Source organism: Anoxybacillus sp. LAT27 (assembly GCF_022030075.1).
GTDB lineage: Bacteria > Bacillota > Bacilli > Bacillales > Anoxybacillaceae > Anoxybacillus > Anoxybacillus kestanbolensis.
Genome location: NZ_JAIWYK010000434.1, coordinates 50,588 through 63,635 on the forward strand (window position 1 = coordinate 50,588; position 13,048 = coordinate 63,635).

The 13,048-nt window shown below is 45.4% G+C and carries 11 protein-coding genes and 2 riboswitches; of the genes, 5 read left to right on the forward strand and 6 right to left on the reverse strand.

Going from position 1 to position 13,048, the window contains the following annotated elements:
- Window positions 1-7 precede the first annotated feature (7 nt).
- From LD028_RS13335 to LD028_RS13350, 4 genes are all read left to right on the forward strand, one after another.
- Window positions 8-1,426, forward strand: coding sequence for a LutB/LldF family L-lactate oxidation iron-sulfur protein (locus LD028_RS13335; protein ID WP_237811172.1), 1,419 nt, complete (start codon window positions 8-10; stop codon window positions 1,424-1,426).
- Window positions 1,426-2,088, forward strand: a complete 663-nt coding sequence (locus LD028_RS13340; protein WP_237811171.1) for a LutC/YkgG family protein — start codon at window positions 1,426-1,428, stop codon at window positions 2,086-2,088. Before LD028_RS13335 ends, LD028_RS13340 begins: the two co-directional genes overlap by 1 nt.
- Before the next feature lie 129 nt (window positions 2,089-2,217).
- Complete coding sequence (locus LD028_RS13345; protein ID WP_237811170.1) at window positions 2,218-4,407, forward strand: PAS domain-containing sensor histidine kinase; 2,190 nt, start codon at window positions 2,218-2,220, stop codon at window positions 4,405-4,407.
- 6 nt (window positions 4,408-4,413) lie between these two features.
- On the forward strand, window positions 4,414-4,731 hold the full coding sequence (locus LD028_RS13350) for a CZB domain-containing protein (protein WP_237811169.1): 318 nt from the start codon (window positions 4,414-4,416) through the stop codon (window positions 4,729-4,731).
- A 6-nt stretch (window positions 4,732-4,737) separates the two neighbouring features.
- Here the strand turns inward: LD028_RS13350 and LD028_RS13355 are convergent, their stop codons facing one another.
- The 6 genes from LD028_RS13355 to LD028_RS13380 all read right to left on the reverse strand — a co-directional run bounded on the left by LD028_RS13355 (window position 4,738) and on the right by LD028_RS13380 (window position 11,569).
- On the reverse strand, window positions 4,738-5,697 hold the full coding sequence (locus tag LD028_RS13355; protein ID WP_237811168.1) for an ABC transporter permease: 960 nt from the start codon (window positions 5,695-5,697) through the stop codon (window positions 4,738-4,740).
- The gene (locus LD028_RS13360) at window positions 5,694-7,187 is read right to left on the reverse strand and encodes a sugar ABC transporter ATP-binding protein (RefSeq protein WP_237811167.1); all 1,494 of its coding nucleotides are present in this window, start codon (window positions 7,185-7,187) and stop codon (window positions 5,694-5,696) included. The genes LD028_RS13355 and LD028_RS13360 overlap by 4 nt, the downstream gene beginning before the upstream one ends.
- The gene (locus tag LD028_RS13365) at window positions 7,184-8,296 is read right to left on the reverse strand and encodes a sugar ABC transporter substrate-binding protein (RefSeq protein WP_237811166.1); all 1,113 of its coding nucleotides are present in this window, start codon (window positions 8,294-8,296) and stop codon (window positions 7,184-7,186) included. The genes LD028_RS13360 and LD028_RS13365 overlap by 4 nt, the downstream gene beginning before the upstream one ends.
- Window positions 8,293-9,330, reverse strand: coding sequence for an S-methyl-5-thioribose-1-phosphate isomerase (gene mtnA / locus LD028_RS13370; RefSeq protein ID WP_237811165.1), 1,038 nt, complete (start codon window positions 9,328-9,330; stop codon window positions 8,293-8,295). The genes LD028_RS13365 and mtnA overlap by 4 nt, the downstream gene beginning before the upstream one ends.
- 7 nt (window positions 9,331-9,337) lie before the next feature.
- The gene (gene mtnK, locus LD028_RS13375; protein WP_237811164.1) at window positions 9,338-10,507 is read right to left on the reverse strand and encodes an S-methyl-5-thioribose kinase; all 1,170 of its coding nucleotides are present in this window, start codon (window positions 10,505-10,507) and stop codon (window positions 9,338-9,340) included.
- Between the two features lie 72 nt (window positions 10,508-10,579).
- Window positions 10,580-10,679, reverse strand: a riboswitch (SAM riboswitch).
- A 95-nt stretch (window positions 10,680-10,774) separates the two neighbouring features.
- Window positions 10,775-11,569, reverse strand: a complete 795-nt coding sequence (locus LD028_RS13380; RefSeq protein WP_171700673.1) for a carbon-nitrogen family hydrolase — start codon at window positions 11,567-11,569, stop codon at window positions 10,775-10,777.
- A 96-nt stretch (window positions 11,570-11,665) separates the two neighbouring features.
- Here LD028_RS13380 and LD028_RS13385 point away from each other — a divergent pair, with 96 nt between their 5' ends.
- Window positions 11,666-12,838 carry a pyridoxal phosphate-dependent aminotransferase gene (locus tag LD028_RS13385; RefSeq protein ID WP_237811163.1) on the forward strand — a complete coding sequence of 391 codons (1,173 nt, stop codon included), beginning with the start codon at window positions 11,666-11,668 and terminating at the stop codon, window positions 12,836-12,838.
- Between the two features lie 89 nt (window positions 12,839-12,927).
- A riboswitch (SAM riboswitch) is annotated at window positions 12,928-13,035 on the forward strand.
- Window positions 13,036-13,048 lie beyond the last annotated feature (13 nt).

The following is a 13,048-nucleotide window of genomic DNA, read 5'->3' on the forward strand; positions in this document are numbered from 1 at the left end:
GATTCATATGGCGATGAAAATTAACATGGGAGAATTTCACGAACGGGTGGAAAAGGGGATTCATAATACGTTTATGCGCGGGGCAGTGGCAGGGGCGCAAGAGCGGCTGCGCACGCGCCGATTAGCAGCAGCCGAAGAACTCGGCAACTGGGAAGAATGGCGCGCGCTCGGAGAAGAAATTCGCCAACATACACTTGAAAACTTAGACTATTATTTAATGCAACTGAGCGAAAATGTAAAAAAACGCGGCGGGCACGTCTTTTTTGCGCAAACGGCAGAAGAAGCGAACGACTACATTTGCCGCGTCGTTGCAAGCAAACAAGCGAAAAAAATTGTGAAATCGAAATCGATGGTGACGGAAGAAATTCATATGAATGCCGCATTAGAGAAGCTTGGCTGTGAAGTCATTGAAACGGACCTTGGTGAATACATTTTGCAAGTCGATGACCACGATCCGCCATCGCACATCGTCGCACCTGCCCTTCATAAAAATAAAGAACAAATTCGCGACGTATTTCAAAAAAAGCTGGCGTATACAAAAACAGAAAAGCCAGAAGAACTGGCGCTTCATGCGCGTGCGATGTTGCGCCAACAATATTTAACCGCAGACGTCGGCATTACCGGATGCAATTTTGCGGTTGCGGAATCCGGTTCGATTACGCTTGTGACGAACGAAGGAAACGCCGATTTAGTCACCGCATTGCCGAAAACACAAATTACAGTCATGGGAATGGAGCGCATCGTACCGACGTTTGAAGAAATGGAAGTGCTCGTTAGTTTACTGACGAGAAGTGCGGTCGGGCAAAAATTGACGAGCTACATTACCGTATTAACCGGTCCGCGCGAGGAAGGGGAAGTGGACGGACCAGAAGAATTTCATCTCGTCATTGTCGACAACGGACGTTCTGACATTTTAGGGACGGAATTTCAACCGGTATTGCAATGTATTCGTTGCGCGGCGTGCGTGAACGTTTGCCCTGTATACCGTCATATTGGAGGACATTCGTACGGTTCGATTTATTCTGGGCCGATTGGAGCGGTATTGTCCCCGCTTCTTGGCGGCTACGATGATTATAAAGAATTGCCGTATGCGTCCACATTATGCGCTGCCTGTACGGAAGCATGTCCGGTAAAAATTCCGCTTCATGAACTGTTGTTAAAACATCGCCAAACGATTGTCGAACGGGAAGGAAAAGCGCCGATTTCGGAAAAATTAGCGATGAAAGCGTTCGGATTAGGTGCGGCATCATCTTTGTTATATAAGCTTGGTTCAAAAATGGCCCCGACTGCCGTCAATCCGTTTACGACAAACGACCGCATTTCGAAAGGTCCCGGACCGTTAAAAGCGTGGACGGACATTCGTGAATTTCCAGCGCCAGAAAAAGAACGGTTCCGCGACTGGTTGAAACAAAGGGGGAACGAATAATGGAAGCTTTTTTACAACGAATTGCTTCACGACTTGGACGCGATGTGCGCACGTCTGTTGAGCGCCCACAGTGGAGACATGCACCGCAACAAACGGTGTTTCAAGGATACAGCCAAAATGAATTGCTTGACGTATTAAAACAACAATGTACCCGCATTCATACGACTCTTGTTGAAACAAACAGCGCCGAGCTTCGTGATACGCTGCAACAAGTCATTGCTGCGCATGGCGGTGGACCGATCGTTGTCGCAAACGATGAGCGCTACGAACAGTTTGGGCTCTCCTCCTTTTTACAGAGAGAAGATGTGTACGTATGGGACGCTACACGTGGACGTGACAATATTGAAGCGGCAGAACGAGCTAATATCGGCATGACATGGAGCGACATGACGCTAGCGGAATCGGGAACGGTCGTGTTATTAAACAACCGCGATCAAGGGAGAACGATTAGCTTTTTACCGACGACGTATGTGGCGCTTATTCCGAAAAGTACAATCGTTCCGCGAATGACGCAAGCGGCGCGCATCATTCGGGAGAAGCATGTTCCGTCATGCATCAATTTTATTACAGGTCCGAGCAACTCCGCAGATATTGAAATGAACTTAGTCGTCGGCGTGCATGGGCCGGTGAAAGCAACATATATCGTCATTACCGATCGTTAAGCAGCCGATGCGCTGCTTTTTTTTTAATTCCAATCAGATTAGTAAAATTTTCGGAATATTCAAGAAGGAATAAAAAAACAGATGGCGAATATACATCATAACTATGGAGAGGGAGCGATTGAGGAGGGAATGCGTTTGAGTTTGCAAAACATGATGGAAGAATCAAAGTTCGTTCAGCTTTCGATACAAGAAAAAGAGGCGATCGATCGGCGAATAAGTTTGTATGATTTTATTTTACAACAAGTGACAGATGCGATCGTTTTAGTAAAAGATGACGGGACGTTCATAGACGTCAATGAAGCGGCGTGCCGTTTGTTTCGTGCGTCAAAAGAACAGCTGTTGTACAAAAATTTTTACGAATACGCCTACCTTGTGCCAGAACATATTTTCCATTTTCAAAAACAAATGTTGCATAAATTAGGGGCATACGACGATGAACTCATCATTCGTTTAGCCGATGGCGAAATCAAACATGTGCAACTATTTATGCGCCGCCATGACCATCAACCGTTTAACTTATATATGATCCGCGATATTACCTCAAAAAAAGTGCTTGAGCGTGAACGGACGATTAACGAAACGTTATTTAAAGATTTGTTTAATCGCGCAGGCGACGGCATCGTCATTTTTGATGAACAAGGACGCTTTATTGATGCGAATCCTTCCTTTTGTGCGAGCGTCAATGTATCGAAAGAAGAACTATTCAAATTATCGATTCAAACATTTATTCCAATTGAATATTACGATTTATTTGAACAACTGTTGCTCACATTAAAACGAACGGGAACGGTATCGAGCGAACTTCCGTTTATTTTAGGGGACGGCATGCAAAAGCTGTTTGAACTGACGTTAACAGCGAACGTACATAGCGGCTTTTTTATGGCGATTATGCGCAACGTGACGGAAAAACGAAGCATGGAGATGAATTTGCAACGAAGCGAAGAGCGATTTCGTGCTATTTTTGAACACGCTCATGAGGCGATTTTAATTTGCGATGATTTCGGAAACATTTTGCGCGCCAATCCAGCGGCAAGCCGAACGTTTGAATTGCCGCTTCATGACCTTGTTCATGCGAACTTAATGCAGTTTATTGATGCAAAAGATGAAAAAGTACGTCACGTATTACGGCAATTTTTCCGCGATGGAGAAATTCGTGATGAATTAACGTTTCATATGCCAAACGGGGAGAAAAAACAACTTGAATTTACTTCGAAAAAAGGGGTTATTAACGGTTACCATTTAACGATTTTCCGCAACGTAAGTGAACGGAGAAAAATGGAGAAACAGTTGCGTGAACAAGAACAAAAATTTCGCAACGTATTTAATCATGCGATGGACGGCATTGTGTTAATGGATAACGAACAGCGTATTTTTGATGCCAATCCGGTAGCATGCCGTATTTTCGCGCTTTCCAAAGAACAGTTGATGGAAAAAAGGTTGCATACATTTATCGGAAGCAACGATTTGCATAAATTTCAAATGTGGTTGAACAACGGAGAGGAAGAAGAACAATTTACAATTACAGATGGCGAAGGAAAGAAAAAAATCGTTGAATTATCGTTTAAACCGAACATTATTGAACGTGTCGGTTTGATGATGGTGCGCGACATTACCGAGAAAAAAGAAATGGAAGAACAACTTCGCAAATCAGATACGTTAAGCGTCGTCGGTCAACTGGCGGCAGGCATTGCGCACGAAATTCGCAATCCGATGACAGCGCTAAAAGGATTTATTCAGCTTTTACAAGGAAGCATCGGCAATGATTGTGAACAATATAATATGTATTTTCACGTCATTATGTCAGAATTAAAACGGATTGAGTCCATTATTACTGAATTTCTAGTATTAGCAAAACCGCAAGCCGTTCATTACGAGCGAGGCGATGTCGCAAAAATTATGCAAGAGACGGTCGATTTGTTAAGTGTACAAGCGACGATGCATAACATTCAAATTGAAGCCACATATGAGCCGGTTCCGCCAATTTATTGCGATTCGAAACAACTAAAACAAGTGTTTATTAACATATTAAAAAATGCGATTGAAGTGATGTCAAAAGGCGGAACGATTACCGTTTCCGTATCGCACGTTGCAGAGGGGGTACGCATTGCTGTCCGCGATGAAGGAAGCGGCATTCCGAAAGATAAAATCAAAAAATTAGGCGAACCGTTTTATACGACGAAAGAGCGCGGAACGGGACTTGGCTTAATGGTCAGCTATAAAATTATTGAAGAACATCAAGGGCGCATTGACGTCGAAAGCGAAGTCGGGGTTGGTACAACGTTTTATATTACTTTACCAATTGTTAATGACATGCGATGAACCGATATGATCGTTGGCTATGAAACCGTTCGTCCAGAAGATGTCGCTTCGCACTATCAATGTCGACTAGGCAAATGGTACTTTGATGAACAAACGAAAAAACAATTGCAAGGCACGCCGGCATACGAAAAATTAAATGCTCCCCACGAACGGGTACACGTTGCGGCAAAAAAAGCGGCGGAAGCGTACGCTAAAGGCGATCTAAAAGGTGCCGAAGCGCAGTTAATCGAACTAGAACAAGCATCGATAGAAGTGATTCGTCTCATTGATAAGCTGATGGAAAAAGTCGAAAAAGAACGGACGTTTGAAACCCACCTCGCATAAGGTGGGTTATTTTTTTACGATATGGGACAACGCAAGTGCGAAAATGAGTAGCGCTCCTTTTATAATATCTTGTGCATAGTACGGGACGTTCATCATCGTCAGCCCGTTTAACAACACGCCAATAAAAATCGAGCCAAGTAACGTACCGATCACATTCGGTTTGCCGGCACCAAACACGGAAAAACCGATAAAGGCAGCGGCGACGCTGTCCATGAGTAGCGATGCGCCCGCAGATACTTGCCCTGTACCAATGCGGGAAGCGAGCACAATACCACCTAAAGCGGCAAACAATCCGCTAATCATATACGCATATGTACGATAGCGGTTGACAGGAATGCCGGTGAGATGAGCGGCTTCACGATTTTCGCCTGTCATATAAAATAAGCGGCCTGTTTTTGTATATGTTAAAAAAAGATGCGCACAAACGACGAGCAAAAGCATAAGCAACACAGAAAACGGGACGCCAAACAGCTCTCCTTGTCCGATAAATAAAAACGATGGAATAAATTTTCCAGGTGCCACGCCACCTTCGGGAAGTGGCATATCGTTATAAATGGAAAAACCTTTCGTATACGTGAGCTGCACGCCGTTAATGATGTACATGACCGCTAACGTCGCCAACAAGTCAGGCAAACGAAGGCGAATAATGAGAAACGCATTGAGCAGCCCAACGAGCGCTCCGAGAAGAAGCGGAACGGTAAGGGCTACGAAAAGTTCTTGACGATGTAAAACGAGCGCGGAGGCGCTGGCGATCGTTGCTAAGCTGACGGTGGAGCCGACCGATAAATCAAACCCGTCGACAATTAACGAAAACGTAATGCCGATCGCAACAAGCGTCACAATGGAAATAGAGCGCAAAATGTCGCTAAAGTTGGCGTATGTGAAAAACGAATCGAGCGAGAAGCTAAAAAAAGCGATGACGATTACGATAGCGAGTATCGTTCCGTACTTGTATAAAAACTTCAACTTGTTCCACCCCCTGTCATGTCGTAGACGAGCTGTTCATACGTCGCCTCGTGCGCGTCCATTTTTTTTATGAACCGCCCGTCGACCATGATGTAAATCGTATCGGCGATATGAAGCAATTCTTGACATTCGCTCGTTAAATAAATGATCGCTTTTCCTTTTTCAGCAAGCGCGCGAATGATGGCAAACACTTCTTCTTTCGCATGCACGTCAATGCCTTTTGTCGGCTCGTCAAAAAGAAAGACGTCGCCATTTGTTTGTAACCATTTCCCGATGACGACTTTTTGTTGATTGCCGCCGCTTAAATGTTTCACAAGCGCAGTCGGCGAAGATGGGCGAATATGTAACGATGAAATAAGGTTTGTAGCGATCGTGCGTTCACGTCGTTTGTCAATCCATTGCCATGGGGCGATGTTTGACAATAGGCGTATGGTCAAGTTTTTTTCGATCGTTTCGTTCATAAAAAGCCCTTGTTTTCGCCGTTCTTCAGGAATGAAACAAACGCCTGCTTCAATTGCATCTTTTGGCGAGTTCCACGTTTGCTTTTTTCCATGCAATATGCGTTCGCCTGTCGTTTTTACGTGAGCGATCATACTTTCGGCAAGTTCTGTTTTTCCTGCACCAACGAGGCCGGCGATACCGACAATTTCACCACGCCGAACAGCAAGATCGACGGTCGTGTTCGTTTTCGGGATATACAATTGTTTCACTTCAAATATCGTTTCGTCGCGGACGGTGCGCGCTCGTTGCTCGTTCGTTTCTTTTTGGCGTCCGACCATATGGCGCACGATGTCTTCTGTCGTTAGCGATACATCGCCTTCGTAAACGATGGTACCGTCTCGTAAAATCGTCATGCGGTCGCATATGCGTTTTACTTCGTGCAATTTATGCGAGATGTAAATAAACGACACCCCTTGTGCTTTCAATTGTTCCATCATCGCAAACAATCGTTTCGTTTCTTCTTCGCTTAATGAAGCGGTTGGTTCATCTAAAATAATGTAGCGAGCGGAAGAAGAAAGGACGCGCGCAAGTAAAATAAGCTGTTTTTCATGAAGCGTGCACGTCTGCACCGGTGTATCAAGCGACAAATGGGCTAAGCCGACGCGTTCAAGCAATTGTAAAACAGTTGCGCGCTGTTTCGTTTTGGAAAAGAACATACGTTTTTGTTCGACCATTTGTTCAGCGAGAATATTTTCATATACAGATAAAGCAGGGAATAACGCCGCATCCACTTCTTGAACGACATGTCCGATGCCGGCTCGTTTCGCATCTTTCGGCGAAAAAAATGTATGTGGCTGTCCATCGATTTCAATCGTTCCGCTAGTCGGTTGCAACACGCCAGCTAAAATGTTCATTAACGTGCTTTTTCCTGCGCCATTCATACCTAAAAGGGCGTGAACTTCGCCCGGTTGGATATGGAAGTTCACGCCGTTTAATACGGTCACATCACCAAATGAATGAACGATTTGTTTCATGCGTAAACCGCTCATTGTTTTTTCACCTTTTCTTCAAGCGTCTTCATCCACGGCGAAACCGCAACATTCGATTGGCCCCAGCTTGTAATGTAGTTGTGCAGTTCGCCCATCGACACTTGCTCATCTGGTAAATCAGAACGTTTCACTAAATGCGGTTCAAGTGAATAAATATTTGGCGTTTGTTCGCCGGCAATTTTTTGATACGCAAAGCGCACTTGCACGCGTCCGACTTCCGCTGGGTCAGTTGCCGTTGTTGCGACCCATGGGCTATTCGGTTGTTGAATGAGTTGTAAATCTTCATCGCTTAAGTCGATGCTGTATACTTTAATTTCTGTTCGACCTGCTTGTTGAATGGCGCGCGTCGCTCCTTTAGCGAACTCATCCCACGTCGCAAAGACGGCGTCGATGTCGCCTTTATTCGGATATTTTTTCAAAATGGCTTCCATTTGTGTTTGTGTATCTAATGCAGTATTGGCGCTTGCCGTGCCGAATTTGGCGACTTCTTTTATGTTCGGATATCGTTTTTGAAACGCTTCATATATGACGTGGCGGCGTTCCATCGGCGTAAAGCCGCCGACCCAAATCGTGACGATTTCGCCTTCACCGTTTAAATCTTCCGCTAACGTTTTTAACGTTTTCCATGCTAAGCTGTAATCGTCTTGGTCAATGACGGTGACACCTGGGATGTTTAAATCGTTATCGAATGCGACGACGTGAATGCCTTTGGCGAGCGCTTTTTCAACCGGTGCTTTTAACGCATCGGCGCGTCCGTGGTCTAATAAAATCGCATCGACGTTTTTGCTAATTGCTGTTTCGACGTACGATGCCATTTTCGTTAAATCGTTATCGGCGTTATAAATTTGCACGTCGCCTCCGAATTTCGCGACTTGTTCTTTTACCCCAGCGATATATTGCGATGAAAATGTGCCGATCGACATTTGCATAATGGCGGCAATTTTAATCGGTTTGTTTAATGCGGTTGGAATGTCCGCTCCTGTTGTTTCATTCGTTTGTTTCGTTTCTTCTTTCGCCTGCTCTGCCGGTTTTGAGACGGCGTCTTGTTCGTTCGTGCATCCTGTTAAAAGGGCAAATATAAGCACGATGAGTATCGATAGTTTTTTCATGCGAAAACCTCCTCAAATAATGTCGGTAGCTTCGTTTTGTAGTCGCCGGACACGATACCTTTTTCTGTAATGATGCCGGTAATGAGTTCATGCGGCGTAACGTCAAATGCAGGATTGTACACGTTCACATCCGGCGCGATGTTTACACCAGCGATATGGGTCACTTCTTCTTTCGCCCGTTCTTCAATCGGAATGTCGTCGCCTGTTTTCGTCTGTAAGTCGATTGTTGAAAGCGGGGCGGCGACATAAAACGGAATGTTGAACGCGTTCGCCAAAATAGCTAAGCCGAGCGTGCCGATTTTGTTCGCTGTATCGCCGTTGGCGGCAATGCGGTCTGCCCCGACGATGACGGCAGAAATGCGCTTTGCTTTCATCGTTTGCGCCGCCATATTGTCTGTAATGAGGGTCACATCGACGCCAGCTTGCGAAAGTTCCCAAGCGGTCAGCCTTGCGCCTTGCAAGACCGGGCGTGTTTCACAAGCGTACGCATGAAGGATGATTCCTTTTTCTTTCGCTAAATGAAACGGGGCGAGCGCCGTGCCGTAGCGTGCCGTTGCAATCGCCCCCGCATTGCAAATTGTCATGATGCGGTCGCCGTCTTGAAACAAAGAAAGGGCATATTCACCGATGCGGCGGCAGACGTCTTCATCTTCAATTTGAATGCAAATTGCTTCATGAATAAGCGTCGTTTTTGCTTCGTTGACAGATGTGGCGTTGGCGACGCTTTTCATCAGCCGATCAAGCGCCCAAAATAAATTGACGGCAGTCGGACGCGAGCTTGCTAAATAGTCGCGATCGCGCTTTAGTTTAGTATGAAATGTCGCTAAATCATCGGTTTCATATAATTTGGCTGCAAGTGCTAATCCGTAAGCGGCGGTCATGCCGATCGCTGGTGCCCCGCGCACTTTTAACGTGACGATCGCGTCCCATACGTCTTTTATATTTTTTAATTCTAAATATTCAGTCTTATGAGGCAACGCTTGTTGGTTTAAAATCGTAATATGCGTATCATGCCATTGTACTGCTTTCATCATTTTCCTCCTAGCTGTTTACATGTGCGGTTTGTTCAACGAGACGTTTGAAATCATCGACACGAAGATTGTGTCGATGGACGATCAGCTCGCGTCCGAGACGAAGGGCATGGCGTTTCGCTTCGAGCCGCCGTTCAAGCGGCAATTCCTCCAAATCGGCTACGTGCGCTAAGCCGATCGTGCGGCGAATGACTTCGCAACCAGCAAATCCGATCGCTTCGACGAGCGCATCGTTCATGATGTCGTCGAGCACGAAAGAAACGCGCGCATACGGTTCGTTGCTTTCTTGCCAACATGTTGTAAATGTGCGAACAAACACGTCCCACGTTTTTTCAATATGTGTAAAGAGCGGCTCGCATTCGCTTTCATGGCGAGAGAGGGCGTTTAATAGTAAATTGGCAAAAAAATTCCCTAAATCAAAGCCGATCGGACCGTAAAATGCAAATTCTGGATCAATTACTTTCGTGTCATCGTCACTTGCGAATATGCTTCCGGTATGTAAGTCGCCATGAAGCAACACGTCTGCTTTTGTTAAAAAGAGCCGTTTCAATTTCGCTACTTCGCGCTTGAGTTCATCATCTTGCCAAAGCTGTTCGACATCGGCGCGCAGTTCTGCTTCAAAGTTGTTCGTGTCGTGATCAAAAAACGGGTCGGTAAAGATGAGATCTTCCGTAATTTTACAAAGTTCAGGATTTGTAAACTGTTGGGCGAGCTTCTTTTTTTGTTGTTGATTCATGCCAAAATCAGACGTATAAAACGCCGTTTTCGCGACAAACTCGCCGATATGTTCAGAAAGCTTCGGAAATGTTTTTCCTTCGATAAGTCCACGACGTGCAATTTGTAAATGGGATAAATCTTCCATCACCGTAATCGCTAAAGTCTCATCGGAATAATACACTTTTGGTACATACTGAGAGGCGTAGCTTGCGAATGTGCGCAACGCTTGGCTTTCAATTGTCGCTCGTTTTAATGTGAGCGGCCAGCTTTCTCCGACGACTTTCGCATACGGTAGCGCTTGTTTGATAATGATGCTGTCGTTTGTGCGTTCGTTGACGATGCGAAAGACGAGATTTAAGTTGCCATCACCAATTTCTTGACTAGAAAGAAGGGCATCTTCTTGGAATAGCCCTAAACGAATCGCGAGCGCGACCGCTTTTTGTTCTGTTAACGGTTCGTACATATGAATTCCCTCCTTGACATAAATAAAAAACCTCTTTCGCTGAACGAAAGAGGTTTGAAGTTTGCTTCGCACCTCTTATCTCTCAGCCTACTGCTGCAAGAATTAGCACCGTGCGTCATCGCCGGTTGCCGGGTTTCATCGGGCTCGTCCCTCCACCTGCTCTTGATAAGAGTGTTTATCTTTATTTGAATATTTGAATGTTTTGAATAGTGAAAACGTTTCGTGAATTCGCTTGATTTGAATCATACATCGCTTCTCGCTTGTTTGTCAATCTTTTTTTTCAAAAATTTTATACACGTCTGGGCGACGATCAGCAAAAATCGGGATGCGGGCGCGTACGCGTTGTACTTCGCTTATGTCGATCGTTGCCTTGATGACCGTTTCTTGTTCGCTTCCTTCTGCAAGAATATTTCCCCACGGATCGATAATCATCGAATGCCCAGCAAACGTGTTGTTCGGGTCTGATCCTGCACGGTTGCACGCGACGACGTAACATTGATTTTCGATCGCTCGCGCCATTAATAACGTGCGCCAATGATGAAGGCGCGAAAGGGGCCATTCCGCAACGACAAATAACACTTCCGCACCGTTTAGCGTATGCGCGCGAATCCATTCTGGAAAGCGAATGTCATAACAAATGACCCCCGCACACGTCGTTTCATCGAGCGAACATAGCCCGGTCGTTTCTCCCGCTTGTAAATATACATGCTCATCCATCAATTTAAACAAATGAAGTTTGCTATATTCACAAACGACATCGCCGTTTCGATGGACGATATACATCGTATTCGTTATGTTGTCCGCCACTTTTTTCGCGACCGATCCACCGACGATATGCACATGATACGTGCGGGCAAGTTCGGAAAGAAACGCTTTCGTTTGTTCGCCGTTTTCATCGGCAATATGAGCAAGTCTCGTTAAATCGTAACCTGTCGTCCATAGTTCAGGTAAAACGACGACATCGGCTTCTTTCGCGATTTGTTCCATGTAGCGCACGACTGTTTGTTTATTTTTTTCCGGTGCTCCAAACGCAATGTCCATTTGTACGCAAGCGATATTCATCTCATTCACCTCAAAAAAATTTTCTTTACATTTTGATTTTTACGATATATGATTCTTGACTAGAATTTCAACCTTTTTGTGAAGTAGGTGTGAAAAATGAAAACATTTCCGCAATCGAACTTGTTACAGCAACTTCCGAAGCAATTTTTTGCTTCGCTCGTGCAAAAAGTGAACGCAGTCATTGCCGAAGGGTATGATGTCATTAATCTCGGACAAGGAAATCCAGATCAGCCGACACCAGCGCACATTGTAAGCGCGATGCAACAGGCGGTAGCAAAGCCTATGTATCATAAATATTCACCATTTCGCGGCTATTCGTTTTTGAAAGAAGCAGTCGCGACGTTTTATAAACGCGAGTATGGCGTGACGATTGATCCTGAAAAAGAAGTCGCTATTTTGTTTGGCGGAAAAGCAGGGCTCGTTGAAATGCCGCTTTGTTTATTAAATCCGGGCGATGTTGTGCTCGTTCCTGATCCCGGTTATCCAGACTATTGGTCGGGGGTCGTGCTTGCGCGGGCGCGCATGGAAATGATGCCGCTACGGGCGGAGAATGGCTTTTTACCTAATTACGAGGAGCTAAACAAAGATGTCGTTCGCAAGGCGAAACTGATGTTTTTAAACTATCCGAACAATCCGACCGGCGCAACCGCAACGAAACCGTTTTTTCAACAAACCGTTTCGTTTGCTGAAAAACATCGTATCGGTGTTGTACACGATTTCGCATACGGAGCGATCGGCTTTGACGGGAAAAAGCCAGTAAGCTTTTTACAAGTCGAAGGGTCAAAAGACGTTGGTATTGAAATTTATACGTTCTCAAAAACGTACAATATGGCAGGATGGCGCGTCGGTTTTGCGGTCGGTAACGAAAGCATGATCGAAGCGATCAACGTGTTGCAAGATCATCTATACGTCAGCATGTTCGGGGCGATTCAAGAAGCGGCAGCAGTCGCACTACTTGATTCGCAACAATGCGTCGCCGAGCTTGTCGCGACGTATGAAGCAAGAAGAAACACGTTCGTTCATGCATTGCGTGACATCGGCTGGAATGTGCAAGCGCCAGCAGGTTCGTTTTTCGCTTGGCTTCCGGTGCCAAACGGCTATACGTCGGAAACGTTTGCTGACCTTTTGCTTCAAAAAGCGCACGTGGCGGTCGCTCCGGGCATTGGGTTTGGCGAACATGGGGAAGGTTATGTGCGCACAGGGCTGCTCACAAGCGAAGCAAGACTTCAAGAAGCAGCGGAACGCATCGGGCGATTGCAACTTTTTTAAAAAATCGTTGACAAAATCGGCATGTGCTGTCATAATTCGAATTAAATTTATGAAAAACGAACTGTTCGAAAAATTTTATACATTGCGAATTCTTATCAAGAGTAGGTGGAGGGACGAGCCCGATGAAGCCCGGCAACCGACTTAACAAGTGTTAAGCACGGTGCTAATTCTCGCAGCAGTGAGCTGAGAGATAAGAAGAGACGAACAATT

Coding starts and splice junctions, on each gene's coding strand:
- LD028_RS13340 (WP_237811171.1), top strand. CDS start 1,426: ATGGAAGCTTTTTTACAACGAATTGCTTCACGACTTGGACGCGATGTG.
- LD028_RS13335 (WP_237811172.1), top strand. CDS start 8: ATGGCGATGAAAATTAACATGGGAGAATTTCACGAACGGGTGGAAAAG.
- LD028_RS13350 (WP_237811169.1), top strand. CDS start 4,414: ATGATCGTTGGCTATGAAACCGTTCGTCCAGAAGATGTCGCTTCGCAC.
- LD028_RS13385 (WP_237811163.1), top strand. CDS start 11,666: ATGAAAACATTTCCGCAATCGAACTTGTTACAGCAACTTCCGAAGCAA.
- LD028_RS13380 (WP_171700673.1), bottom strand. CDS start 11,569: ATGAATATCGCTTGCGTACAAATGGACATTGCGTTTGGAGCACCGGAA.
- mtnA (WP_237811165.1), bottom strand. CDS start 9,330: ATGATGAAAGCAGTACAATGGCATGATACGCATATTACGATTTTAAAC.
- mtnK (WP_237811164.1), bottom strand. CDS start 10,507: ATGTACGAACCGTTAACAGAACAAAAAGCGGTCGCGCTCGCGATTCGT.
- LD028_RS13360 (WP_237811167.1), bottom strand. CDS start 7,187: ATGAGCGGTTTACGCATGAAACAAATCGTTCATTCATTTGGTGATGTG.
- LD028_RS13365 (WP_237811166.1), bottom strand. CDS start 8,296: ATGAAAAAACTATCGATACTCATCGTGCTTATATTTGCCCTTTTAACA.
- LD028_RS13345 (WP_237811170.1), top strand. CDS start 2,218: ATGCGTTTGAGTTTGCAAAACATGATGGAAGAATCAAAGTTCGTTCAG.